20 protein-coding genes are annotated in these 25,099 nt (G+C 46.0%); 7 read left to right on the top strand and 13 right to left on the bottom strand.

Annotated features, from left to right (window positions below; all coding sequences use genetic code 11):
• Positions 1–130: 130 nt before the first annotated feature.
• Complete coding sequence (locus HGO26_RS05830; RefSeq protein WP_168823896.1) at positions 131–1,450, top strand: Na+/H+ antiporter family protein; 1,320 nt, start codon at positions 131–133, stop codon at positions 1,448–1,450.
• A 153-nt stretch (positions 1,451–1,603) separates the two neighbouring features.
• Here HGO26_RS05830 and HGO26_RS05825 read toward each other — a convergent pair whose 3' ends face one another.
• Both HGO26_RS05825 and upp read right to left on the bottom strand, forming a co-directional pair.
• On the bottom strand, positions 1,604–3,019 hold the full coding sequence (locus HGO26_RS05825) for a GGDEF domain-containing protein (RefSeq protein WP_168823894.1): 1,416 nt from the start codon (positions 3,017–3,019) through the stop codon (positions 1,604–1,606).
• Positions 3,020–3,273: 254 nt separating this feature from the next.
• The gene (gene upp / locus HGO26_RS05820) at positions 3,274–3,900 is read right to left on the bottom strand and encodes a uracil phosphoribosyltransferase (protein ID WP_011789711.1); all 627 of its coding nucleotides are present in this window, start codon (positions 3,898–3,900) and stop codon (positions 3,274–3,276) included.
• A gap of 330 nt (positions 3,901–4,230) precedes the next feature.
• Between upp and purM the strand changes: the two genes are divergently transcribed.
• From purM to asnB, 5 genes are all read left to right on the top strand, one after another.
• The gene (gene purM / locus HGO26_RS05815) at positions 4,231–5,268 is read left to right on the top strand and encodes a phosphoribosylformylglycinamidine cyclo-ligase (RefSeq protein WP_113938786.1); all 1,038 of its coding nucleotides are present in this window, start codon (positions 4,231–4,233) and stop codon (positions 5,266–5,268) included.
• Complete coding sequence (gene purN, locus HGO26_RS05810; protein WP_113938787.1) at positions 5,268–5,912, top strand: phosphoribosylglycinamide formyltransferase; 645 nt, start codon at positions 5,268–5,270, stop codon at positions 5,910–5,912. The genes purM and purN overlap by 1 nt, the downstream gene beginning before the upstream one ends.
• A 159-nt stretch (positions 5,913–6,071) precedes the next feature.
• Complete coding sequence (locus tag HGO26_RS05805) at positions 6,072–6,818, top strand: HAD-IIA family hydrolase (RefSeq protein ID WP_028760358.1); 747 nt, start codon at positions 6,072–6,074, stop codon at positions 6,816–6,818.
• A 232-nt stretch (positions 6,819–7,050) separates the two neighbouring features.
• Positions 7,051–8,727, top strand: coding sequence for a M28 family metallopeptidase (locus tag HGO26_RS05800; RefSeq protein WP_168823892.1), 1,677 nt, complete (start codon positions 7,051–7,053; stop codon positions 8,725–8,727).
• 594 nt (positions 8,728–9,321) lie between these two features.
• A complete protein-coding gene (asnB, locus tag HGO26_RS05795; RefSeq protein ID WP_105252850.1) occupies positions 9,322–10,986 on the top strand; it encodes an asparagine synthase B in 1,665 nt (554 codons plus the stop codon).
• A gap of 191 nt (positions 10,987–11,177) precedes the next feature.
• Here asnB and HGO26_RS05790 read toward each other — a convergent pair whose 3' ends face one another.
• The 3 genes from HGO26_RS05790 to HGO26_RS05780 all read right to left on the bottom strand — a co-directional run bounded on the left by HGO26_RS05790 (position 11,178) and on the right by HGO26_RS05780 (position 16,972).
• Entirely contained in the window at positions 11,178–12,296 is a 1,119-nt protein-coding gene (locus tag HGO26_RS05790) for a patatin-like phospholipase family protein (RefSeq protein ID WP_168823890.1), read from the bottom strand.
• A gap of 243 nt (positions 12,297–12,539) precedes the next feature.
• The gene (locus tag HGO26_RS05785) at positions 12,540–14,786 is read right to left on the bottom strand and encodes a TonB-dependent siderophore receptor (RefSeq protein WP_425596652.1); all 2,247 of its coding nucleotides are present in this window, start codon (positions 14,784–14,786) and stop codon (positions 12,540–12,542) included.
• A gap of 395 nt (positions 14,787–15,181) precedes the next feature.
• Positions 15,182–16,972, bottom strand: coding sequence for an acyl-CoA dehydrogenase C-terminal domain-containing protein (locus HGO26_RS05780; RefSeq protein WP_168823887.1), 1,791 nt, complete (start codon positions 16,970–16,972; stop codon positions 15,182–15,184).
• Between the two features lie 229 nt (positions 16,973–17,201).
• Between HGO26_RS05780 and HGO26_RS05775 the strand changes: the two genes are divergently transcribed.
• Positions 17,202–18,050, top strand: coding sequence for a D-hexose-6-phosphate mutarotase (locus HGO26_RS05775; protein ID WP_168823885.1), 849 nt, complete (start codon positions 17,202–17,204; stop codon positions 18,048–18,050).
• A 205-nt stretch (positions 18,051–18,255) separates the two neighbouring features.
• Here the strand turns inward: HGO26_RS05775 and HGO26_RS05770 are convergent, their stop codons facing one another.
• The 8 genes from HGO26_RS05770 to HGO26_RS05735 all read right to left on the bottom strand — a co-directional run bounded on the left by HGO26_RS05770 (position 18,256) and on the right by HGO26_RS05735 (position 25,075).
• Positions 18,256–19,131: an NAD(P)-dependent oxidoreductase gene (locus HGO26_RS05770; RefSeq protein ID WP_168823883.1), complete on the bottom strand. Its 876-nt coding sequence runs from the start codon at positions 19,129–19,131 to the stop codon at positions 18,256–18,258.
• Between the two features lie 168 nt (positions 19,132–19,299).
• Entirely contained in the window at positions 19,300–19,779 is a 480-nt protein-coding gene (locus tag HGO26_RS05765; RefSeq protein ID WP_105252855.1) for an acyl-CoA thioesterase, read from the bottom strand.
• A 117-nt stretch (positions 19,780–19,896) separates the two neighbouring features.
• Complete coding sequence (locus tag HGO26_RS05760) at positions 19,897–20,265, bottom strand: hypothetical protein (protein ID WP_168823881.1); 369 nt, start codon at positions 20,263–20,265, stop codon at positions 19,897–19,899.
• A 232-nt stretch (positions 20,266–20,497) separates the two neighbouring features.
• Entirely contained in the window at positions 20,498–21,736 is a 1,239-nt protein-coding gene (fabF, locus tag HGO26_RS05755; RefSeq protein ID WP_006087466.1) for a beta-ketoacyl-ACP synthase II, read from the bottom strand.
• Positions 21,737–21,972: 236 nt separating this feature from the next.
• Positions 21,973–22,206 carry an acyl carrier protein gene (acpP, locus tag HGO26_RS05750; RefSeq protein ID WP_006081231.1) on the bottom strand — a complete coding sequence of 78 codons (234 nt, stop codon included), beginning with the start codon at positions 22,204–22,206 and terminating at the stop codon, positions 21,973–21,975.
• A 164-nt stretch (positions 22,207–22,370) separates the two neighbouring features.
• Entirely contained in the window at positions 22,371–23,117 is a 747-nt protein-coding gene (gene fabG, locus HGO26_RS05745) for a 3-oxoacyl-ACP reductase FabG (RefSeq protein ID WP_006081230.1), read from the bottom strand.
• Between the two features lie 9 nt (positions 23,118–23,126).
• On the bottom strand, positions 23,127–24,053 hold the full coding sequence (fabD, locus tag HGO26_RS05740) for an ACP S-malonyltransferase (RefSeq protein WP_168823879.1): 927 nt from the start codon (positions 24,051–24,053) through the stop codon (positions 23,127–23,129).
• A 62-nt stretch (positions 24,054–24,115) separates the two neighbouring features.
• Entirely contained in the window at positions 24,116–25,075 is a 960-nt protein-coding gene (locus tag HGO26_RS05735) for a beta-ketoacyl-ACP synthase III (protein WP_028760369.1), read from the bottom strand.
• Between the last annotated feature and the right edge of the window lie 24 nt (positions 25,076–25,099).

The following is a 25,099-nucleotide window of genomic DNA, read 5'->3' as shown; positions in this document are numbered from 1 at the left end:
GGCTAACAGACAAAACCCAGCATGATCACATTTTCAGATATTTTTCAGATAAGCCCTCGGCAAACTGGACATCCACTGCCTTTGCAGTCGAAAATAGCTCCTTTGGCTTAAAGAATTAAGAAAATTGATAATGAATGCAGTCGTAATTGCAGTGTGCTTAATGTTAGCACTCAGTTTAGCTAGGGTGAATGTGGTTATTGCCCTGACCGTGAGCGCCCTCGTGGCGGGATTGGTAGGCGGAATGGATCTGCACCAAACTATAGATGCCTTTAATACAGGCTTAGGTGGCGGCGCACAAATTGCGCTCAGCTATGCATTATTAGGCGCCTTCGCTGTCGCACTATCGCATTCAGGTTTAACGACGCTGATTTCCAGAAGCATCATTAGTAGCCTTGGACAAGATCCTAATCCCACTAACACTAACTGGGTACGCTGGTTACTGCTGTTATCGCTACTCGTCATGTCGATGGCTTCACAGAATATTTTACCGATCCATATCGCCTTCATTCCGATTTTAGTGCCACCACTCTTACATGTGATGACCAAACTGAACATCGACCGTCGCCTTGTGGCTTGTGTTCTCACCTTCGGCCTAGTCACCACCTATATGATTTTACCGATTGGTTTTGGTGGCATTTTCTTAAATGATATTCTGCTTTCCAACTTAACCAGCAATGGCTTAGCCGCTGCTCGCGAGCAAATTCCGCCAGCCATGTTAATCCCTGCCGCGGGTATGGTCGTAGGGTTACTCACTGCAGTATTCATCAGTTACCGTAAACCTCGGACTTACGACGAGGCAAAAGTGTTGGTCGCTGAACCTGAAGAAAATCTCAACAAACGCAATATCATCATTGCTGCACTGGCGATATTAGCCACTCTCATCGTACAACTTGAAACTGACTCTATGATTTTTGGCGCCTTAGTCGGCTTCATGATTTTCAGTTTTTCGGGTGCCTTGAAGCATGTCGCCGACCAAGATATCTTCAACCAAGGTGTGCGAATGATGGCCAATATCGGCTTTATCATGATTTCAGCCGCAGGCTTTGCCGCTGTCGTGAAAGAAACCGGTGAAGTGGGTACGCTTGTGGCCTCGCTTAGCGACATCATTGGGGATAATAAAGCCCTCGCAGCCTTTTTGATGCTACTGGTTGGGCTACTGATCACTATGGGAATTGGGTCGTCTTTCTCCACCATTCCAATTATCGCGACGATATATGTACCATTGGCATTGAGTTTTGGTTTTTCAGTAGCGGCCACAATCGCGTTAGTTGGCACTGCAGCCGCGCTGGGTGATGCGGGCTCGCCAGCATCAGATTCCACCTTAGGTCCCACTGCAGGTTTGAATGCCGATGGTCAACACGATCACATTCGTGACAGCGTGATCCCAACATTTATCCACTACAATATTCCACTATTAGTGTTTGGGTGGATTGCAGCAATGGTGTTGTAAGTGTTATCGCAGATGTTTACATTACCGGATTAGAAAGTAACAACAGCGCGGCATTCTCCGCGCTGTTTTTTATCGCGGGTATTCACTTTTATTGCGGGCAGCAGGTTAACTCAGTGATTCACTCGATAACTCACGTAATAATGAACGTGATAATTAAGGTGTCGGGTCAAGCTTGCGACTTCCTTGCTTATTCTTTTTATCCTCATATAACGCTTTATCCGCCGCTTGTAGCACTGCCTCAAAGGAAGCATAATCTTGCGAATCAGCCACACCGCAGGAGACTGTCAGCACATTTAAAAACTGCCGCTCTGCGACCGCCTGACGTAAATGTTCAGCCAACAATAAGGCCCGTTCAAAAGAACAATTGGCTAAGATGACGACAAACTCATCACCGCCGGTTCTGATTAACAAATCATTTTCTCGAAATACACTGCGCATCGCATCAACAATTTGCATGATCGCCATATCCCCGAGTTTATGCCCATAGGTATCATTAATGGTTTTGATTTTGTCGCCATCCACGCAAATCACCGCGTAATGCCCCTTAGTTGCGACATCAAACAGTGTGGTCTCATAGACTTTCTTATTATAGGTTCGAGTAAAAGCATCCAATAACATCGCTTCACTAAACCGTTGACGCTCAGTACGAAGTTTCCTAAAACGATTGATATTAATTTGAACGAAGAAGATCACGATAGATAACAAAAACCACAGGGGCAAATTCCACACAATGAAACGAAATATACTGATTTTATATGTCAGTGAAGTCATGTTATCTAAATGATTTGTCATCGAATAAAACAAGAACTCCGGCGTCAGTTCAGCCCAAAGGCTATCTGTCGTGATCACCAACTCAGTACCATAATCCGTTTTCTGCAATTCAACATGTTTATTACGCATAAAAACCGACGTCATTAGGGCCGTGTCGGCAATAACATCACCGATGAAATGATTAGGATCATTAGATGATGAAATCGGTGATGCCATCGATAAAATGACTTTCCCACTGACTTCATCTTGATAAGGAATGGATAATACGATTCCATCGGCTAAGGACTCTGGGGTCGCGTCTTTCGCACAATAGTGCAGACTCTGACAAAACTCATTCGTTGAAGTACGGTCTTTAATCAGCCGCGCTTTTACGTCCTCAGGAATTGGGGAGGCAAAATACATGGCATCACTGTGATAAAGTCCCACATACAGGAATATATCTTCGACATTGGTCTTTTTACTGGTTTTACTGGAATAGAGATAATCAAAATAGCGTAATACTTGCTCTTCTTCTGCGGAAAGCACTCCCCCTTGCGGCAGCATTAATCTAGAAGGGTCAAGCTGAAAAAGCGCTAAAGAGGATTTATTGAAATCAATAATATCGTGCAGAGATAAGCTTTTACCAAGCAGTTCAATATAACTCGGTGTAAGTTGCTCGTTTTTTACAAAAGACACAAAGGATTTATGCTCTCTATCGATTTTAAACGGTAATAGAATAAGTAGGAGTACGACAAACAAGAGGGTCGCAAATTCAAATGATCGACGCAATAATAACCAGTGGAGTGCCGAATTTCCCATAATTCCTCTTAATCCCTGTTCTACCGACAATGTACCTTGCACAAAACGTAAAGTGCGATCAATAAAATTGCAAAATAAGCCAATAAAAACAACTTCAATAACGAATTATTATTTGCCTTAATCCTAAACTTTAGCAGCTTAAGATAAAGTTGTTATTACTGTATTGAACAAAAACAAAAAGGGAGCCTAGGCTCCCTTACTGACCACATCCGCTCAATTGAGCATCATCAACTCTGATTATTTAGCAACTTTGGCTATTTAGTACCAAAGATTTTATCGCCCGCATCACCCAGACCTGGCAGGATATAACCTTTCTCGTTTAAGCATCTATCGATAGCGGCAGTATATAATTCAATATCCGGATGCGCCGCTTCTAAGGCTTTAATGCCTTCAGGCGCAGCCACTAGCACTAAGGCCTTAATTGAAGTACAACCGCGCTTTTTCAATAAATCAACGGTCGCAATCATAGAACCACCTGTCGCCAACATAGGGTCGACAACTAAGGCGATACGCTCGTTCATGTCGCTGGCCAGCTTCTCAAAATAAGGCACTGGCTCAAGGGTCTCTTCATCACGGTAAATACCGACAACTGAGATACGCGCACTTGGAATGTGCTCGAGTACGCCGTCCATCATGCCCAAACCCGCACGTAAAATTGGCACAACAGTGACTTTCTTACCTTTGATTTGATCGACTTCAACCGGACCATTCCAGCCTTCAATCGTCACCGTTTCAGTTTCGAAATCTGCGGTAGCTTCATAGGTTAATAAACTACCCACTTCGGCGGCTAGTTCACGGAAACGTTTAGTGCTAATGTCACCTTCGCGCATTAAACCGATTTTGTGACGCACTAAAGGATGTTTAACCTCGACAACTTTCATTTTTCTCTCCTGCTTATTTTTCGGCGTATTATTTTAGGCAAATTTTTCAGATTCTAGTTGATTTGTTTACTAGGTAAAACAGAAAGTTTTGCCATTCGGTCTAATCGTGAGCTATCTCCCAAGAATAATCCCCAATCGTCTAAGATACCTACTGTGATTTACTATTTTGTGACCAAACTCAAGACCTCTAAAAATAGAATATCTCGCATTCAGACCAAAAAAACTCCGCCGAGGGGCATAAATCCAAATCATGACTTTCGACCCCTAGCACAAGCTGGTAGAATACCGCCGCATAAAATCCAATAACGATGTACCCGAGAGGATCCCTCCGTGAGCACACCTACCCCACTGAGCTATAAAGATGCCGGCGTTGATATTGATGCAGGTAATGCACTGGTAAGTAACATTAAAGCAGCCGTTAAACGTACCCGTCGTCCAGAAGTTATGGGCAACTTAGGTGGTTTTGGCGCCCTATGTGAAATCCCCACTAAATACAAGCAACCGGTTTTAGTGTCTGGCACCGATGGTGTTGGGACTAAATTGCGTTTAGCTATCGACTATAAAAAACATGACACTGTCGGCATCGACTTAGTCGCCATGTGTGTGAACGATCTGATCGTTCAAGGCGCTGAGCCACTGTTTTTCCTCGATTACTACGCAACAGGCAAGCTCGATGTAGAAACGGCAACGTCCGTCGTCAACGGCATCGGCGAAGGTTGTTTCCAATCTGGTTGTGCGTTAATTGGCGGTGAAACCGCTGAAATGCCAGGCATGTATGAAGGTGAAGATTACGACCTAGCGGGTTTCTGCGTGGGTGTAGTTGAAAAAGCCGACATTATTGACGGTAGCAAAGTGGCAGCGGGTGATGCACTTATTGCATTAGCCTCAAGCGGCCCTCATTCAAATGGTTACTCTTTAGTACGTAAAGTATTAGAAGTGAGCCAAGCAGACCCTCAACAAGATCTCAACGGCAAACCGCTGATTGAACATCTACTTGAGCCAACCAAAATTTATGTAAAATCATTGCTAAAACTGATTGAAGCATCTGATGTCCATGCGATGGCGCACATTACTGGCGGCGGCTTCTGGGAAAACATCCCGCGCGTACTGCCAGATAATTTAAAAGCGGTTATACAAGGCGATTCATGGCAATGGCCCGCTGTTTTCAGTTGGTTAATGGAAAATGGCAACATTGCAGAATACGAAATGTATCGCACCTTCAACTGTGGCGTCGGCATGTTAGTCGCGCTGCCAGCCGATAAAGTGGATGCAGCACTTGCATTACTGGCTGCAGAAGGCGAACAAGCATGGCTTATCGGTGCTATCGCACATCGTGAAGGCAATGAAGAGCAAGTGGAGATCCTGTAATGCCCCAGAGCTGTCGTGTAGTTGTATTAATTTCCGGAAATGGCAGTAACCTGCAAGCGGTTATCGACGGTTGCGACGATAATCTGCAGGCCGAAGTTGTCGGAGTCATCAGTAATAAACCCGATGCCTATGGCCTAGTGCGCGCCCATCATGGCGAAATTGATACCAGCTGCGTGATAGCTCACCAAGGTGAATCTCGCTCTGAATACGATGCACGTTTAATGACAGTGATTGAAAAGTACCAGCCCGATTTAATCGTGTTGGCGGGATTTATGCGGATCTTAACCGATGATTTCGTGAATCATTACCTAGGTCGCATGATCAATATTCATCCTTCGCTGCTACCGAAATACACTGGCTTAAACACCCATCAACGTGCCATAGACGCGAACGACAGCGAACATGGTGCCAGCGTGCATTTTGTCACGCCTGAGCTGGATGCTGGCCCGGTGATATTACAGGCCAAAGTGCCAGTTTATGAAGAAGATACCGCGGATATGCTCGCCGCCCGCGTGCATGAGCAAGAACATGCTATTTATCCACTCGTGGTGAAATGGTTTAGTCAGCAACGTCTTAACATGCAAAATGGCCAAGCCTATCTCGATGGCAACCTTATCGGCCCAAGCGGTTACGCGCCCGATTAGTTCCACTTGACAGTAAGTTGTACCAATCAAAAAAATAGAGACCTTCGGGTCTCTATTTTTTTAACTATTTTCAACAAAAGCATTGTTTTCTTAGGCAATGTGGCATTAGATAACTTAACGAAAAAGTGATTTTTGATCGGCATGACAAGAGACTATTAGATGAAAAATATTATCTGCGATATCGATGGTGTACTACTGCACGACAATAAACTGATCCCCGGCAGCGACAAATTTATCCAGCGCATTTTAGAGCAAGGCAATCCGTTAGTGATATTGACTAACTATCCCGTACAAACGGGTAAGGATCTGCAAAACCGTTTAAGTGCCGCCGGTATTGATATTCCTGAAGAATGCTTTTACACCTCTGCCATGGCCACCGCCGACTTTTTAAAACACCAAGAAGGCAGCAAGGCATATGTCATTGGCGAAGGCGCCCTCACCCACGAACTCTACAAAGCAGGCTTTACCATTACCGATATTAATCCCGATTTTGTGATTGTCGGTGAAACCCGCTCATACAACTGGGAGATGATCCATAAAGCCGCAGGCTTCATCGCACGCGGCGCGCGCTTTATTGCCACCAATCCCGATACTCATGGTCCAGCCTACAGCCCTGCTTGTGGCGCCCTGTGTTCGCCCATCGAGCGTATTACCGGTAAAAAACCTTTCTACGTGGGAAAACCGAGTGCTTGGATTATTCGCTCTGCGCTTAATCACATCGATGGACACTCGGAAGACACTGTCATCATTGGCGACAATATGCGTACCGATATTTTGGCGGGCTTCCAAGCTGGGCTTGAAACCATTCTGGTCACCAGTGGTGTGAGTAAGCTCGAAGATATCGACAAAGAACCCTTCCGCCCGAACCATGTGTTTGCCTGCGCTGGCGATATAGACGTTGTTTAAACAGATGTCTAATCCTACGTCTAGCAATTCATCCTTGCCAGTCGCTTAAACATTACCTATGCAACACGCCTAGCCCAAAGGCGTATTGCATAGGGTAAAGCAACATTAAGTAACATATTCGCCTTCTTCTCAGCCTTGTGGCTCACAGCGGCTTGCTTCATGATAAGTCTCGCTTCTGATTGATTAACATAAATCCAAAATACCTTAATTAAAACAACAGTAGGATTAACCTATGCGACGTCTGTATCCACTCTGTACGCTGGCCATGCTCAGTGCCTGTAGTCCTAATGCACCAGAGCCTGATGGCAACAGCACTTTGGCTGAACTCAAACCAGTGCAGTTTAATGAAGCGCGCTTTAGAAATGATATTAAAGCCCTGTCATCCGATGAATTTGAAGGCCGCGCGCCCACCACTCACGGTGAAAAACTCACCTTGGATTATTTGACCAAAGCCTTTACAGAGATGGGACTCAAGGGCGCGTACCAAGGCAGCTTTTTACAACCAGTGCCTATGGTGAGCTATACAGCAGATGAAGCGCAGCAAGTTACGCTGGCAGGATTACCCTTTAAATACCGAAAAGATCTAGTGCTCAGCAGTCGCCACGATAACGGTGGTATTAGTATTGAGAACGCACCATTAGTCTTCGTCGGCTATGGAGTGAACGCACCCGAATATGGTTGGAATGATTACCAAGATCTCGACATGAAAGGCAAAATCGCGGTGATCTTAGTGAACGATCCCGGCTTTGCTCGCCCTGACTCGGGGAAATTCAACGGCAAAGCCATGACCTATTACGGCCGTTGGAGCTACAAATTTGAAGAGGCCAGTCGTCAAGGCGCACTCGGCGCACTGATTATCCATGATACCGAGCCCGCCTCTTACCCTTGGTCCGTGATAGAAAATAGTTGGACTGGACCACAGCAAGATCTGGTCCTCAGTAAAGCTGAACAAGATAGCCGTATCCAAGTCGAAGGCTGGCTTACATTGGACGCGGCTACACAACTGTTCGATAAAGCCGGTTTATCACTGCCTAATTTAATGGCGCGCGCCGCCGACAGCTCAATCAATTTACCCCTTGAACAAACGGCCAACATCGCCTTTAAAAATAAAGCCGAATACGCGAATAGCTACAATGTGGTCGCCACACTCCCCGGCAGCACACAAGCCGACGAGCAAATCCTCTACACCGCCCATTGGGATCACATAGGTAAAGACGAGACGAAAGCAGGCGATCAAATTTATAACGGCGCCATGGACAATGCCTCAGGCACTGCTGGCATTCTCGAAATCGCCAGACAATTAGCCGACAATGCCAAACAAGGCCATGGTTTAGCGCGCTCGGTTACCTTTATCGCTACCACAGGTGAAGAACAGGGCTTACTCGGTTCGCGCTATTACGCCGCCAATCCACTTTATCCTATCGACAAAACCGTGGCAGTGTTAAACCTCGACAGCACGAATATCTATGGCAAAACCAATGACTTTACCATTGTCGGCAAAGGTAAATCCGAGTTAGAAACTTATCTTATCGATGCGGCGAAACAACAAAACCGCATCGCCATGGGTGAGAAAAATCCCGCTTCGGGCGGTTTCTTCCGTTCAGATCATTTCAGCTTTGCCAAACTTGGCGTGCCAGCGGTATTTGCTGGCGGCGGTAGCAACCCCGTTGACGAAGCCACGGCTGCTTATAAAACCCAGATGCAAGCCACAATGAAGGGCTGTTATCACAATGTCTGCGATGAATACCGTGAAGATTGGGATTTAAGCGGCGCGCTGCAAGACTTGCAAATCTACTACCAAGTCACACGCACATTGGGCAACAGCCAAGATTGGCCGGGATATTATCAAGGCACAGAATTCAATAGCCTGCGCCCAGCCAAAACAACGCTGGAAACGGACGCAAAGTAACAGGCTAAGTCTGTGGCTTCTTGCGAGAGACCGTTGGGTTAGTCGTCTCTTATTGACGCCTACTAGTAGAACCTGCGAAATAAAGCGCCAGCTGAATAAAGCGCCTCCTCCGCCAGCCAAAGCGCCAAACAAGACCTACAAGCACGTGAACCATTCACGTGCTTTTTTGTTTTCAGTTCACAAAAAATGCCGTTATCGCTAAATACCCACCACGTCATTATGAATAGGCTTATGCCATTGGTTAATGTCAAACTCGGCGCATTAATTGATTAAAAATAAAACACTTAAACGAGCCAACTCATTATTTATGGTCTTTTTTAACGGTTTTTCTGTCATCGACACTTTTTTAAAACTCATTGTGAATTCCCCAAAACTCCCCGCGCCAAATCAGACGATAAAAACAAATCATCAAAAATAACGCGAATTAAATGAATTATTCTCAAATAAAATCATTAAACACAAACATCTAAATCAACAAAATCACCAATAAGCAGATAAAACATCAAAAATAGTGTTTGGCAAAACGCTAAATAGCTGGCACATTAAACCTCAATTGAGACATCCTCAAATGACAGACAGTGTGGGAGTTGTACTATGTGTTCAATCTTTTCGATTTTAGATATCCAATCTGATGCCAAAGAACTGCGCCAAGTCGCGCTAGAAATGTCTAAGCTCATGCGCCACCGTGGCCCTGACTGGTCAGGTATTTATGCCAGTGATAAGGCGATTCTTGCCCACGAACGTTTAGCGATTGTTGACATTGAACACGGTGCTCAGCCACTGCTGACCGAAGATGGCAGTTTGATCCTCGCGGTCAACGGCGAAATCTATAACCACAAAGAATTGAAAGCCCAGTTAGGCGATAAGTACAGCTATCAAACCAACTCTGACTGCGAAGTGATCTTGGCGCTGTATCAAGAATATGGCACTGAATTTCTTGATAAATTAAACGGTATCTTCGCCTTTGTGTTATATGACAAAGCCCAAGACAGATATCTTATCGGCCGCGATCACATGGGTATTATCCCGCTATACACAGGCCGTGACGCTGCGGGTAACTTCTATGTTGCCTCCGAAATGAAAGCCTTGATGCCAGTGTGTAAAACGGTAGAGGAATTCTTACCGGGCCAATATTTGTACTCAAGCGATGCCGCCGCGGTGAAATACTACACTCGCGATTGGCAAAGCTATGATGCGGTTAAAGATAACCCAGCCAGCCAAGAAGAATTGCGTGACGCATTAGAAGCGGCGGTCAAACGTCAATTAATGTCAGACGTGCCCTATGGTGTGTTGCTGTCGGGCGGCTTAGATTCATCGATCATTTCCGCCGTGACGCAAACCTTTGCTAAACGCCGGATTGAAGACGATGGCGAAACCAACGCTTGGTGGCCACAGTTACATTCTTTTGCCGTCGGCCTTGAAGGTGCGCCGGATTTAATCGCCGCCAAAAAGGTAGCCGAAGCGATTGGTACGATTCACCATGAGATCCATTTCACCTTCCAAGAAGGCTTAGATGCGATTAAAGAAGTGATCTATCACTTAGAAACCTACGATGTCACCACCATACGTGCTGCCACGCCAATGTATTTAATGGCGCGTAAAATCAAAGCGATGGGCATTAAGATGGTGTTATCGGGTGAAGGTGCTGACGAGCTATTTGGCGGCTATTTATACTTCCATAAAGCGCCAAACGCACAGGCATTCCACGAGGAATTAGTCCGCAAACTCGATAAGCTGCATCTGTTCGATTGTCTGCGAGCCAACAAAGCCATGGCCGCTTGGGGATTAGAAGCTCGCGTGCCCTTCCTCGATAAAGAGTTTATGGATGTGGCAATGCGCATCAACCCTGAAGCGAAAATGTCTAAGGATGGCCGTATTGAGAAACATATTCTGCGTAAAGCCTTTGAGCACAAGTTGCCAAAAGAAGTGGCGTGGCGTCAAAAGGAACAATTCAGTGACGGCGTGGGCTACTCTTGGATTGACGGTTTGAAAGAACAAGCGGCAGCGCGTGTGGATGATTTACAATTGGCGAACGCGAAATTCCGTTTCCCATACAACACGCCAGAAACCAAAGAAGCCTATTTCTATCGCTGCTTCTTTGAGGAACATTATCCACTGAGCGGCGCTGCAGAAACAGTTCCAGGTGGTAAATCCGTCGCCTGTTCAACGCCAGAAGCATTGGCTTGGGACGAAAGCTTACGCGGTATTATCGACCCATCGGGCCGAGCAGTGCGCTCTGTACACACCTCAAGTTATTAATAGCCTAACGTTGAAGACTAGGTTAGTAAACTGAGCTGATGAGCTAGATTAATCATATAAATTAATTAGATTGATAAACTGGTTAAAACTGCAAACCACAAGCGCCACCCTAGGGTGGCGCTTGTATTTTAATGCTGTTTACTTTTATTGCTTACTCACGTACAAAATGATGACTTAGCTAAAATACCAAACTAGGCCGACAGCGCACTGAATGGCTTAATTTGAGAGTGAGCTTGAATGTGGGTTTGAGTGTGAGCGTTGGTTTGCACTTGAGTTTGAAAATAAGCATTACTCTGCGTCAACGCCATCGGATCTAAGCTTAAAAACTGCTTTCCAGCACTCAGCCCCACATGATAATCATGGCGTAAATCCGCATCGGTACTGCCCAGCAATTTACTTTGCAAATTTTCAGCAGCAAAAATCTGCACTATCTCCACATCCTCTGGCGGATTAGCGATGAAATCCAATTCATCCTGATAGGCTTGTTCGTGCTGCACTAAGTAATCTATGGTTTTCGGACAAAAGCCAGAAACACAAATCCAAGATTTTAATTTGTGAACCCAAGCCGATTGCGCCTGAAAATCCTCGCTCACAGTACGGATCACCACAATTTTGCGGGCACCACGACGATAGGCCTCACGCACAGGTAAAGGCGCAGCTAAACCGCCGTCGAGATAAAAATCACTATCAATACCTTCGTTTAATGCTGTGCCGTGACCAGAGGCGCTATGATTAGCCGCGCCGTTATTAGAAGCCTTGTCACTATTACAGGCATTATCATTTAGCCAAGGCGTGAGTTTCACCCCTTGTTTATACAAAAATGGTAATGCGCTAGAAGCTTTTAGCAATTCGCGCCACTGGCTTTTACTGCTTGGACTTAAAAAATAACCCTTGCGATCACTGGCATTCGTAGTTGTGATCAGTAACTGCCGATGACCGAGTGAGGCTGTTGCCGCGTTAAGATCTAATTTAAACATCCCTTGTCTAGTCTGCTCAAAATACCAATCTAAATCGACCACGTTACCGCCGACTAACCCGCGACCGAGTCGATAGAAACGTTTATGGCGCGATAAACCGCGGATCAAACGTTTGGCATAACCCTTTTGACGGGCTAAAAAACTGCTGAGGTTCTGTGAGCCTGCAGAAGTACCAATAAATAAATCAAAGGGATCGAATCCGCCATCAAGCCAAGCATCGAGCACGCCTGCGGTGAATATGCCACGCTGGCCCCCCCCTTCTGCAATCAGGGCCACCTGTGGGCTAGCGTTAGATTGAGCATCTTTGGAGGCTAAGTGGCTGACGGCGTGCATAGGAAAACCTTATCGAATAATTCATATAAGGCGAGTCTAAACAAGCTGAATGAGAAAAGATAACGGATAGAAACTATCATCTTAATAGGTAAATACTATTAAGATGATAAGCCACACAAGGTTAATCCATGCTCAAGGCACGAATACTGACAGAGAGCTACGGCGATTATTCGCGCAAGATTAACCCATTCACTCCAGCTTGCTCATCGTCCTTAACGAACAAGCTATTTTCACATCAATGCATTAAAACTTATGACTCAGTTCAAGGGTGATATTACGTGGCTCACCGGGGAAATGGCCATTACGCTCGCTAAAACCACTGACGGCATATTCTTTGTCGAAGATATTTTTAAGATTTAAGCGAACTTGAGTTTGATCCCACTGGGTCGTCCAGCTCATGTCAAAAATCGTATGGGGCTTCACCGTTTGGCCATCGAGGCTGAACTGCTCGCCTACATAGTCCATACCAAAAGCAATCGCCGAATCGAGTGCATTGATATCGTAACGGGTCCATATCCCTGCTTGATGACGCGGCGCATTGGCAAAGTGCTTACTATCAAAAGTATTGGTTAAACTATCGTTCGTTACCCCTTTAACCACTTCGGTCTCGTTATAGGCATAGTTTGCCGTGACGGTCAGGTTATCGGTTAAATCCCCCACCAGCGTCCATTCAATGCCTTGACTGTGTACTTCACCCAAATTAAGTAAAGCGGGAATACCATCGTCATCACCAGTATCTAAAGGGTTAGCTTGGGCGACATTTTGTTTTTCAATGCGATACACAGCAAGCGTGGTCATAAACTGGCCATCAAGCCATTCATTTTTCATCCCAAGTTCAATTTGATTGCCCGTTTCTGGATCGAGGAAACCGTCACCAATATCTTCTGCTTGATTGGTTAAAGATGCTGGATTGAAGCTCTCTGAGTAATTCAAATAAAAGGACATTGAATCGATTGGACGATAATTAAGCCCTGCTCTTGGCGTTATCGCGTTATCGCTGAAGGAGAAACCGGTATTTTTATCATAATCATCAAACTGGCTAAAACGCAGACCAGCAATCAATGACCACTGTTCATTAAAGTGCAGATGTTCCTGTACATAAATGCCGTAACGGTTAGCGCGGGTACCATCGGTATTTTTATCCTTCAAGTTGTAACTATTAGGATCGGTTTCACCATAGTTAAGGTCAAAAATATTCAGGTTACCAACACCATCCTTATCAGTCGCCAATTTGTACTGATATTCGGTTTCGACATAGTGATAGTCGCCGCCGAACAGGAATTCATGTTCAAAACCTAAAGCATCGAATGCATAAACAAAATCATTGGTTAAACTGATTTCATCATTAGCCCGTGCTTGAACTCGGTATTCACGCTTAATGGTGCCATCACCCATAATGGGCTTTTTATTGGCATCTAAGGTCGCCCAACCTCTCGATTCATGATATTGCTGCGTGGAATCATTATTCAGATAACGGATCTGAGTCTTGACCGAGAAATTATCGGTAAATTGATGATCGAGAATCGATTGCAGCACCAGTGCATCCATCTTCTGGAAGTCACTCTTCTCATTGGCATTATAGGATGGCGCAACAAGGAAGTTACCGTCATTATCGACAGGAACGCCGCGCAGTCGATTGCCACCTAAATCCTGCTTAATAATATCGAAAGTGGTAGTGAGCTTGGTATCATCACTGATTTCGTAGAGTAACCCACCCGCCACTTCGGCATTTTGACTATCAGCATTATTTCGAAAGCTATCTTCCTGCTGATAATAGGCGCCAAAGCGATAGGCGAGATTGTTGGTTAAGCCACCGGTGAAATCCAGCGAGCCCCCCATCATATCCTCGCTGCCTGTGCTTAAGGTCTGCTCTTTACTCTCGACAAAGGTTGGTTTTTTAGTGACATAGTTGATCATGCCGCCGGGTTCACCGCCGCCATAAAGTGCGGATGCAGGGCCTTTTAACACTTCAACCCGCTGCACATTGAAGAGTTGCGGCACAGAAAATCCCGAATAGGGATCGCCCCTTACTCCATCATAAAAAACGTTGGCATCGTCGCGGAAACCGCGAAAGGTCACGCCCGAATAACTGAACTCACTCACGCCCGCAATAGAGCGGTATAAATCTGTAATATTGCGCGCGGCTTGGTCGACGATTAATTGCTCGGTCAGCACTTGCACCGACTGCGGCAATTCCATCACATTAATCGCCGTCTTAGTGCCAACTGTCGTTTCTTTATCGACGTACATTTGCATTGCACGGCCATGGACAGCAATACGCTCAGGTGCTGCGAGTGTTATCTCCCCATCGGCTGCGGATTGAGTCGATGCAGGACTGGGGACTGGTGAGCTCGTAGACAAGGTCTGCTGTGGGGCCTCTTTATCGAGTACGGTTTCAGCGGCAAATGCCGACTGATGTTGAGCAAGTGCAAGTGCGATTAATGAGTAAGCGAAACGAGTCTTCACAGAATGTCCCCAGCGCGAGCGTATAAAAATGGCATAAACCAAAGGGTTTACAAATGTATTCAAACGAATTGGCCGTCATTATAAAGAATGATTTACGAATAACAATAATTATCATTTGAATTTACACAATTGTGAAACGCGTTTAATAAATCATCGACATCAACCCACATAGTCCTTGTTATGTGTGGTTATGACTCAAACAAAGGAGCGCCAATAACACAAACCTTCGATGGAAGTTTTTATGTGGAATGAGACAAAGACTCACAGCATCAAGCTGAGTATTTGCGTGCAGCTTAATAAAAACAATAAGTTAAAAATTTAAACGATATAAAAATAAAAACCAGCGACAGTGCGCTGGTTTTTGGCTATTGTTGAGCTGTGCTTAAGCAAGGGCTTAACTCAGCCTATAAGGTGAATGCTTAAAAGATAGCTTCATCCAATTGAGTGAGCATTTCACTAGCCTGCTCGATTTGCTTACGCAGACTGCGACCTTGCACCGCCCAGTAAGCCATGTAGAAATCAGCAGTTTTCAATTTGGCCTGATAAAATGCGGTTTCTTCGGTGCCCTGCTCCAACGCCGCTAATGCCACCGCAGCACTTCTGGCCCACATCCATGCCAGTGCAGTCACCCCAAATAACTCCAGATAAGCCATAGAGGCTGCGCCGATAATGTCAGGATTGGTCGCTGCTTGTGCAGCTAAATAACCGCTAGCCTTTTGCAAATCACCCGCACAATCCATTAAACCACTCACGTAGGGTTGCATCGCCGCATTGGTGCTATGTGACTTAATAAACTCAGTCACTAACGCCGACCATTGCTGCATGGCCGCGCCGCGGTCGCTAAGCAATTTACGCCCCACTAAATCCAGCGCCTGAATACCGTTAGTGCCTTCATAAATCAGTGCAATACGGCTATCACGCACAAATTGTTCCATACCCCACTCATGAATATAACCATGTCCACCAAACACTTGCTGTGCATCGACACAGGCATTAAAACCACGGTTAGTGATAAAACCTTTCACCACTGGCGTGAACAGTGCCGCTAATTGGGAGGCAACTTTGGCTTTGGCGGGATCGGTATGACGCTCAGCTTCATCGAGCCACAAAGCTTGTTGTCCAACTAAGGCTCTTGCGCCTTCATTAAAGGCTTTTTGCGACAGCAACATACGGCGCACATCGCCATGAACCAAAATCGGATCGGCGGCTTTTTCGGGTGCTTTGGCACCGCTTAAGGCGCGGCTCTGTAATCTATCTTTGGCATAGGCTAGCGCATTTTGATAGGCAATCTCAGAGACACCCAGCCCTTGCACGCCCACGCCTAAACGCGCTTGGTTCATCATAGTAAACATGGCGCGCAGTCCTTGGTGCGGCTCGCCAACAAGCTCGCCCAGCGCACCTTCAAACACCATCACACAAGTTGAGTTACCGTGAATGCCCATCTTATGTTCAAGGCCACTGGCATATAAAGTGTTCGGCGCGCCTAAACTACCATCGTTATTCACTAATACTTTAGGCACGGCGAACAAAGATATGCCCTTCACGCCTTCAGGTGCATCGGGCAAACGGGCTAATACGAGGTGCACTATGTTGTCGGTGAGTTGGTGATCGCCTGAGGAGATAAAAATCTTCTCACCAGTAATGGCGAAAATGCCTTCGGATACTGGCACGGCTTTGGTGCGTAATAAGGCTAAGTCCGTACCGGCGTGGGACTCGGTCAAATTCATGGTCCCAGTCCATTCACCGCTAACCAGTTTACTCAAATATTTTTGCTTGAGCGCATCACTGCCGTGGGCATGGATGGCGGCATAGGCGCCATGGGTCAAACCAGGATACATGGCAAAAGCCATGTTAGTTGCCGTTTGTATCTCAGTGGCAAAAATCCCCACCACTTCGGGTAAGCCTTGGCCGCCATATTCAGGATCGCAGGTCAGCGTTGGCCAGCCATTATCGACAAACTGCCGATAGGCATTATCAAATCCTTCCGGGGTAATCACCTTACCATCGACCAACTTACAGCCTTGCAGATCGCCGACACTATTGAGCGGTAACATAACTTCAGTACTAAAGTCGGCCATACCTTGCAGGATCGCATCGACAAGATCTGGATCGATTTCATCGAACCCCTTAAGTGCATCTTGCTGATAAATATGTAACATTTCATCGAGGATAAATTGATAGTCGCGCAGCGGCGCTTGATAGACTGGCATAATCGCTTCCCTTTTCTTGTTAGACTGCAACTCAACTAAGTGATCTGACCACTTTAGCTAAATCTGCCGAAAAAGAAAGCACCTCAGTATCCGCCACAGACTTTTGTTTACACAAACGAACAGCGAAACCGTAAATTGATCGCAACAAAGCCTTATGTTATCGCGGAAAACTTTGTAAGCTAACTGCCTGTTTTTCTGATATGTCAGCAGAGTTAAGGATATTGTTACTATGGGTTCTGTCACTACTAAAAAGCACGCCAACGGGCTCGATTATGTCGAAGTGAATACGGCGTTATGTCAGGCAAGAATTTTTTTGCAGGGCGCGCAAATAGACTATTTTCAACCCGTAGGCAAACCACCTTTGCTGTGGGTTTCATCGGCTGACGATTATCAACCCGGTAATGGGATCCGTGGCGGTGTGCCCGTATGCTGGCCCTGGTTTGGCATGAGTAGTGAAGCGAACTTTCCCCAACACGGTTTCGCCCGTACCCGCATTTGGGCGCTGGAATCGGTAGAAATGCGTAATCAGTTAGTGGATTTACGTTTTAGCTTAAAAATCAGTGAGCAAGATAAAATCTATTGGCCGCATAACACTGAGGTCAGCGTGTTATTCACCCTAGGCGACACCCTAAGCATTAGCCTTGTGAATACCAATTCAAGCGATGAAACCGTCACGCTTACCCAAGCGCTGCACAGCTATTTCCCGATTGAGGATATCCACCAACTCAAAGCCAGCGGTTTTAGTGGGTCAAAATACATCGAATTTGCCGAGGGGCCTTATCCGCAAAACACGGATGAAGTGCTGTTTGATCGCGAGACAGATCGTGTCTATACCGATCTCGGCCCAGTGCAGTTACTGCATACGCCGCAGGGGACAATCGAAGTCAGCCGTGAAAACAGCCAATCAGCGGTATTATGGAATCCATGGATTGAAAAGTCACAACGCCTTGGCCGATTTAATCCAGAAGATTATCTGACCATGGTCTGCCTAGAAGCGGCCAATGTATTAGAAGATAAAGTCGTGCTCGCGCCAGGTGAAACCCACAGTTTAGTGACCCATATTCGCTGGAAAGACTAACGATTAAATATCCTAGCTCTTAATGTCCTAGTCAAAAAACGATACACACAAAAATGCCCTGTCCTATTTGCCAACGCAATCGGGACTGGGCATTTTTATCATTGCAAAACCTATCACTGCGAAACCAGAGTGTTTATCACTCCGAAACCAAAGTTTTATCACTACAAAACCTAAGTTTTTATAACGATGAAACTTAAGGTAAAACTTATTTCGCCGTTTTTTCTAAGCGTGCCAGCAAGCTAGACGTATCCCAACGGTTACCGCCCATGCCCTGAACTTCTGAATAGAATTGATCCACCAAAGCGGTCAATGGCAAGTGTGAACCATTGCGGCGGGCTTCTTCTAAGGCGATGCCTAAGTCTTTACGCATCCAATCGACGGCAAAACCAAAATCATAGCTCTGGCCCCACATCGTCTTGTAGCGATTTTCCATCTGCCAGCTTTGCGCCGCGCCTTTGCTAATCACTTCAATGACTTTCTCGCCATCGAGTCCCGCTTTACGGGCAAATTGCAGCGCTTCCGCCAAACCTTGCACCACACCCGCGATACAAATTTGGTTCACCATCTTAGTTAACTGACCTGCACCAACCTCACCTAAACGCTCGGCGCAGCGGGCAAAGGCTTCAATCACGGGTTTAACACGCTCAAATACCGCTTCATCGCCGCCGACCATCACAGTCAAGGCGCCATTTTCAGCGCCCGCTTGACCGCCAGACACAGGCGCATCGAGGAAATCAATGCCCTTTTCCGCTAACACTTGATGAAGCTCACGAGCGACATCGGCCGAAGCCGTAGTATGATCAACCAGCACAGTGCCCTTTTCCATCCCATGAATAACACCATCACTGCCTAATACCACTTCACGCAGGTCGTTGTCATTGCCCACGCAAGTAAACACAATATCTTGACCCTCTGCCGCTTCCTTTGGTGTTGGACAGCAGCGACCGCCATAGGTGTCGACCCAAGTTTGCGCCTTGGTAAAAGTACGATTATAAACAGTGACCTCATGGCCTTTGTTCAGTAAATGCCTCGCCATGGGATATCCCATTACGCCTAAACCAATAAATGCGACTTTTGCCATGAGCTGATCCTTAAATAGATAAACAAAGTGAATCGATTCAAAATAGTGGCCGCAGTTTAACATTCATCAACGGTAACGTCAGAGTGAAATCGGAGCGAGTGATAAACGCACTTTTCGCTAGAAACAACAAAGGCGCCTTAAGCGCCTTTGCTGATTTAATTTATGGAGCTATTTCACTACATGGGCTTCCATTTCGGCGCCAATCTTTTTACGCATTTCCATCAAGCGCAGTGCAGAATCCCGCAAATGAATATCATGTTCCGTCTGTGGTATCCACTCAGGCACTGGCGTAGGTAGGCCATCTTCATCAACTGCTACCATGATCACAATACAATGGGTGGTGAGATGACGCTCAGAAACTTTAGGGTCGCCCGCTCGCACATCGATACCGATATGCATAGAAGTTTTACCCGTATAAATCACTTTTGCGCTGACTTCAACGATATTGCCCACCAAAATGGGTTGCACAAAACGAATACCGCCCGCATAAGCAGTAATACAATATTTACCGCTCCAGCCCGCTGCACAGGCATAGGCCGCGAGATCGATCCACTTCATCACAGCGCCGCCGTGAACTTTACCACCAAAATTCACATCCGCAGGCTCTGACAAAAATCTCAGGGTACTTTGTCTATCTATACCAGCCATATAACCTCAACTTATTCAGCCACTGTGGCTCAATGTTTCGTGCAATAGGCTGAGTTTACGATAGAAAGCCCCATTAGCGTAAAAATAATTACGATTGACCTCGTCAAAAAATTCGATTTAACCAAAGTGGCTAATAAGCACGCAGCAAAGCAATAAACTCGGCAACGCTAAACGATAAATCCATAGTTGAAGTTCACTACTGACGAAACGCGTACCCTTAGCAAAAGTGTAAACACCTAAGCCAAACATAAAGAAACCAAGCACTTCGAGGCCAGAGGACATATTGCTATCGCCACCGACATTAATCGCCGTCACCAATAAGGCAAACCAAACCACCACGTAAGCAGCGATTGCTAAGGTAAAAGTCTTGATCCCAATGTCCATGTTTGGATGCCACACTTTAAACTCACCGCGGATCAATTCGGTCAGATTGGCAGTTAATGCGCCAATAAGGGGAACAAGCGGGATCACCGCGGGATTTAACATGACACACTCCATTAAGATTGAATATGTTTGTCATTATCTGTGGTCACTAGAATTAAACAAGCTTGATGAACAAATGTTAACACTATGGATATCATACAGTTAGAAAGTGACATCCATCACAATAAAGTCATGAGATAACGGAGTTCAACTCACATGAGTAATGAATTTGACCCATAAAAAATGCGCCCTCAGGCGCATTTTTTCACTGTTTTTTACACCATAAATGCGTATTTTACACTTTCTTGAACAGTAATGAACCGTTAGTCCCACCAAAACCGAAGGAGTTACACAGAGCGTAATCCATCTTCACGTCACGGGCTGTATGGGCAACAAAATCTAAGTCACAACCTTCATCTGGATTATCCAAGTTAATCGTTGGCGGCACGGCTTGGTCGCGCAGTGCTAGCAAAGTGAAAATCGCTTCAACCGCGCCCGCAGCACCTAATAGGTGACCCGTCATCGATTTAGTCGAACTAACCAGTACTTTATAAGCGTGGTCTCCAAATACTGACTTAACCGCTGCCGCTTCCGCTTTATCACCTGCTGGCGTCGACGTACCGTGGGCATTGATATAACCAATTTGCTCCAGTGATAACTTAGCGTCATTAATGGCATTGACCATAGCCGCCGCAGCGCCTGCTCCGTCACTTGGAGGCGATGTCATATGGAACGCATCACCGCTCATACCAAAACCGACTAACTCGCCGTAAATGGTCGCACCGCGTGCTTTTGCGTGTTCGTACTCTTCCATCACCATCACACCAGCGCCATCACCGATCACAAAACCATCACGGTCTTTATCCCATGGACGGCTCGCCGCAGTCGGATCGTCATTGCGTGTCGATAACGCTTTCGCTGCACCAAAACCTGCAACGCCTAAAGGAGAAGTGACATCCTCAGCACCGCCCGCAACCATCACATCTGCATCGCCATAGGCAATGGTACGCGCCGCGAAACCGATATTATGCACACCCGTAGTACAAGCGGTCGTCACGGCAAAATTTGGGCCTTTCATGCCAAACATGATCGACAAGTGGCCTGAAATCATATTGATAATGGTACTAGGTACGAAGAAAGGAGAAACCTTACGCGGGCCACCATTCATCAATGCGCTGTGACCTTGTTCAATCAACCACATACCGCCCATACCCGCACCAATAGCAGTACCGACACGACCAGGGTTTTCTTTACTCATGTCCAGACCTGAGTCTTGGATAGCTTGGATGCCAGCCGCCATACCGTATTGAATAAAGAGGTCCATTTTACGGGCATCTTTTTTCGTTACGTATTGCTCAACATCGAAATCTTTTACTGAACCACTGAAACGAGTGGTAAATTCACTGGCATCAAATTTGGTTATCGGTGCAATACCACTCTTACCCGAAAGCAAAGCCTTCCAAGTAGTATCGACAGTATTGCCCACTGGAGTTACTAACCCCAAACCGGTTACCACTACACGACGTTTAGACACGGCAGTCACCTTTAAATGCTAATTTGTTAATTCAGATAGAGGACGCAGGGTTTTCTATCATTAGACAATTTCTTAAATAACGTTTATTTAGAAAAATTCGCCAATCTGCGGCGAGCATCTCGTGGATAACAATTAAAACACGATCCAGAAACGATTGAATGGCACGGAGGCAGAATTTGACGGGGGTAAAACAAAAACAGGCGGCAAAAATGCCGCCTGTCTTCAAGAATTCAGAATTACTGATTCTTAGAAACGTAGTCGATCGCTGCTTGAACAGTAGTGATCTTTTCAGCTTCTTCATCAGGGATCTCGGTATCAAACTCTTCTTCCAGAGCCATAACCAACTCAACAGTGTCCAGAGAATCTGCACCCAGATCGTCAACGAAAGATGCCGCTGGCTTAACGTCTTCTTCTTTAACGCCCAGTTGCTCTACAATGATTTTCTTTACACGTTCTTCGATGTTGCTCATTAGTTTTCTTTCCTATTCAAATTACGCACTTGCGTAAGATTGCGAGTAGTTTATTAGATTTGGCTGACAATGCAAGCTTAGTTTTCGTGGTCTAACCACGAAATTTCACTATCAATTGATACAGATCACTACTCAGTTGCGACAGAAATCCCTGCCATTCGCCCTTAAACCATGTACATGCCGCCATTCACATGCAAAGTTTCGCCTGTGATGTAAGCGGCTGAGTCCGAGGCCAAAAAGAGCACTGCGTTGGCAATTTCTTGCGCTTGCCCTAATCGTTCCATCGGAACCTGTGACATGATAGCTTTTTGCTGCTCTTCGGTCAGCTCATCTGTCATATCGGTCTGGATAAATCCAGGAGCGATAGCATTAACTGTAATTTGACGAGATGCAACCTCTCTTGCAAGAGATTTTGTAAATCCAATCAAACCCGCCTTTGCTGCCGAGTAGTTAACTTGACCTGCATTGCCCATGGTGCCTACCACTGAACCGATATTGATGATTCGGCCAAAGCGCTTTTTCATCATGGTACGCATCACAGGTTTTGATAGTCTAAATAACGATGTCAGGTTGGTGTCGATAATATCCTGCCATTCATCATCTTTCATCCGCATCAGCAGATTATCACGGGTTATACCCGCGTTGTTGACTAGAATATCAACATCACCCGCTTTTTCTTTGATCGAGGCGAATAAATGTGTAACAGATTCACTATCTGTGACATTAAGCACTAAACCAAAACCTTTGTCACCCAGATATTCTTGGATCGCCGCAGCGCCCTTCTCACTGGTTGCGGTTCCAATAACTACTGCACCCGCTTCGACCAGTGTCTCAGCGATCGCACGGCCAATACCGCGGCTCGCACCTGTCACCAAAGCCACTTTGCCTGTTAAATTCAGGTTGAAACTCATATAAACTCCTTACTCAGTTAATGCTGCTAATGAAGCAACATCATTAACCGCTTGGGCTGATAGTGATTTGTTAATTCGTTTTGCCAATCCTGTCAATACTTTACCAGGACCACATTCCACCAGTTGGGTAATGCCTTTTTGGGCCATTAACTCAACCGTTTCGCTCCAGCGGACAGGACAATATAACTGACGCACTAACGCATCTTTAATGTCATCAGCAGAGGTCGGTGATGCCACATCAACGTTATTAATCACTGTAATTGTTGGGGTATTAAACTGTACATCGTTTAATGCCACGGCCAGTTTATCCGCCGCAGGTTTCATTAATGCACAGTGTGATGGCACGCTGACAGGTAAAGCCACCGCCATTTTTGCGCCCGCTGCTTTACAAGCTGCTGCAGCGCGCTCAACTGCGTCTTTTTGACCTGCAATGACCACTTGACCAGGACTGTTAAAGTTAACTGGACTCACCACGTCACCTTGAGCCACTTCGGCGCAGGCATTAGCGATACTCTCGTTGTCCAAACCGATAATCGCATACATAGCACCCGTGCCAGCTGGAACCGCTTGCTGCATCAGTTGACCACGTAATTCCACCAACTTAATCGCGTCTTTAAAATCTATCACACCGGCGCAAACTAAAGCAGAATACTCACCTAAGCTGTGACCCGCGAGTATAGCTGGCATAGGTTTGCCTGAAGCCACGTAGGTACGCCAAATCGCCACGCTCGCCGCTAATAGGGCTGGTTGAGTTTTATCGGTTTCATTTAAGCTTTCAACAGGACCTTGCTGAACCAATGCCCACAGATCATAACCTAAGACGTCACTCGCCTCAGCAAAGGTTTGTCCAACAACAGCATGAGATTCGGCAAGCTCGGCTAACATGCCTAGGGCTTGTGAACCTTGACCCGGAAATACAAAAGCAACATTTTCCATATTCAAATTACCTATGGCTAACTTAATTTATTGAAAAATCATGTGGAACACACATGTAGAACTTAGAAACGAATGAGCGCACTGCCCCACGCAAACCCAGCACCAAAGGCCTCAAGCAGCAGTAGTTGTCCGCGCTGAATACGGCCATCACGTACGGCTTCATCCAATGCAATGGGCACTGACGCGGCAGAAGTATTACCGTGTTTAGCTAAGGTCAATACGACTTTATCAAGACTCATATCGAGCTTTTTAGCGGTAGCATTGATAATTCGGAAGTTGGCTTGATGTGGCACTAACCAGTCAATTTCTGACTTATCGATATTGTTAATGCGTAACGTCTCAGTCACCACATGGGACAATTGAGTCACAGCCACTTTAAAGACATCGTTGCCTTTCATGGTCATAAAACCGACCGCTTCAGAGGTTTCGCCTTTACGTGGTGGGAAAGCGCATTTCAATAAGTCACCTTGGCGACCGTCGGCATAAATGTGGGTCGAAATGATCCCTGGCGTTTCGGATGCGCCTATCACAACCGCGCCCGCACCATCACCAAATAAAATAATCGTTGAACGATCTTCTGGCTCACATAAGCGAGACAGTACATCGGCACCAATCACTAATACTTTTTTAGCCGCGCCCGTTTTTACAAATTGATCGGCAACAGATAAAGCATAAACAAAGCCTGAACACGCCGCTGCGATATCAAAAGCTGGAATGGTATGCACGCCAAGCATGGCTTGAATTTCACAGGCCGCAGCAGGAAAAGCATTGGGAGCACTGGTGGTGCCGCAAACGATCATGTCTAAATCTGATGCTTCTATGCCAGCCATTTCTAGCGCTTTTAATGCCGCTTGGTAGCCCATAGTTGAAACGGTTTCATCGAAAGCCGCAATGCGACGTTCTGATATACCTGTACGTTCAACAATCCATTGGTCAGTGGTTTCCACCATTTTTTCCAAATCTTGATTGCTACGCACCTGCACCGGTAGATAACTACCAGTTCCGAGAATTTTTGTATGCATAAGGAGGGATCAGTTATTTATATC

It is taken from the genome of Shewanella oncorhynchi, from assembly GCF_012584455.1.
Classification (GTDB): Bacteria; Pseudomonadota; Gammaproteobacteria; order Enterobacterales; family Shewanellaceae; genus Shewanella; species Shewanella oncorhynchi.
Note: the sequence above shows the minus strand (reverse complement) of the source record. Positions and strands in the feature narration are given on the sequence as shown.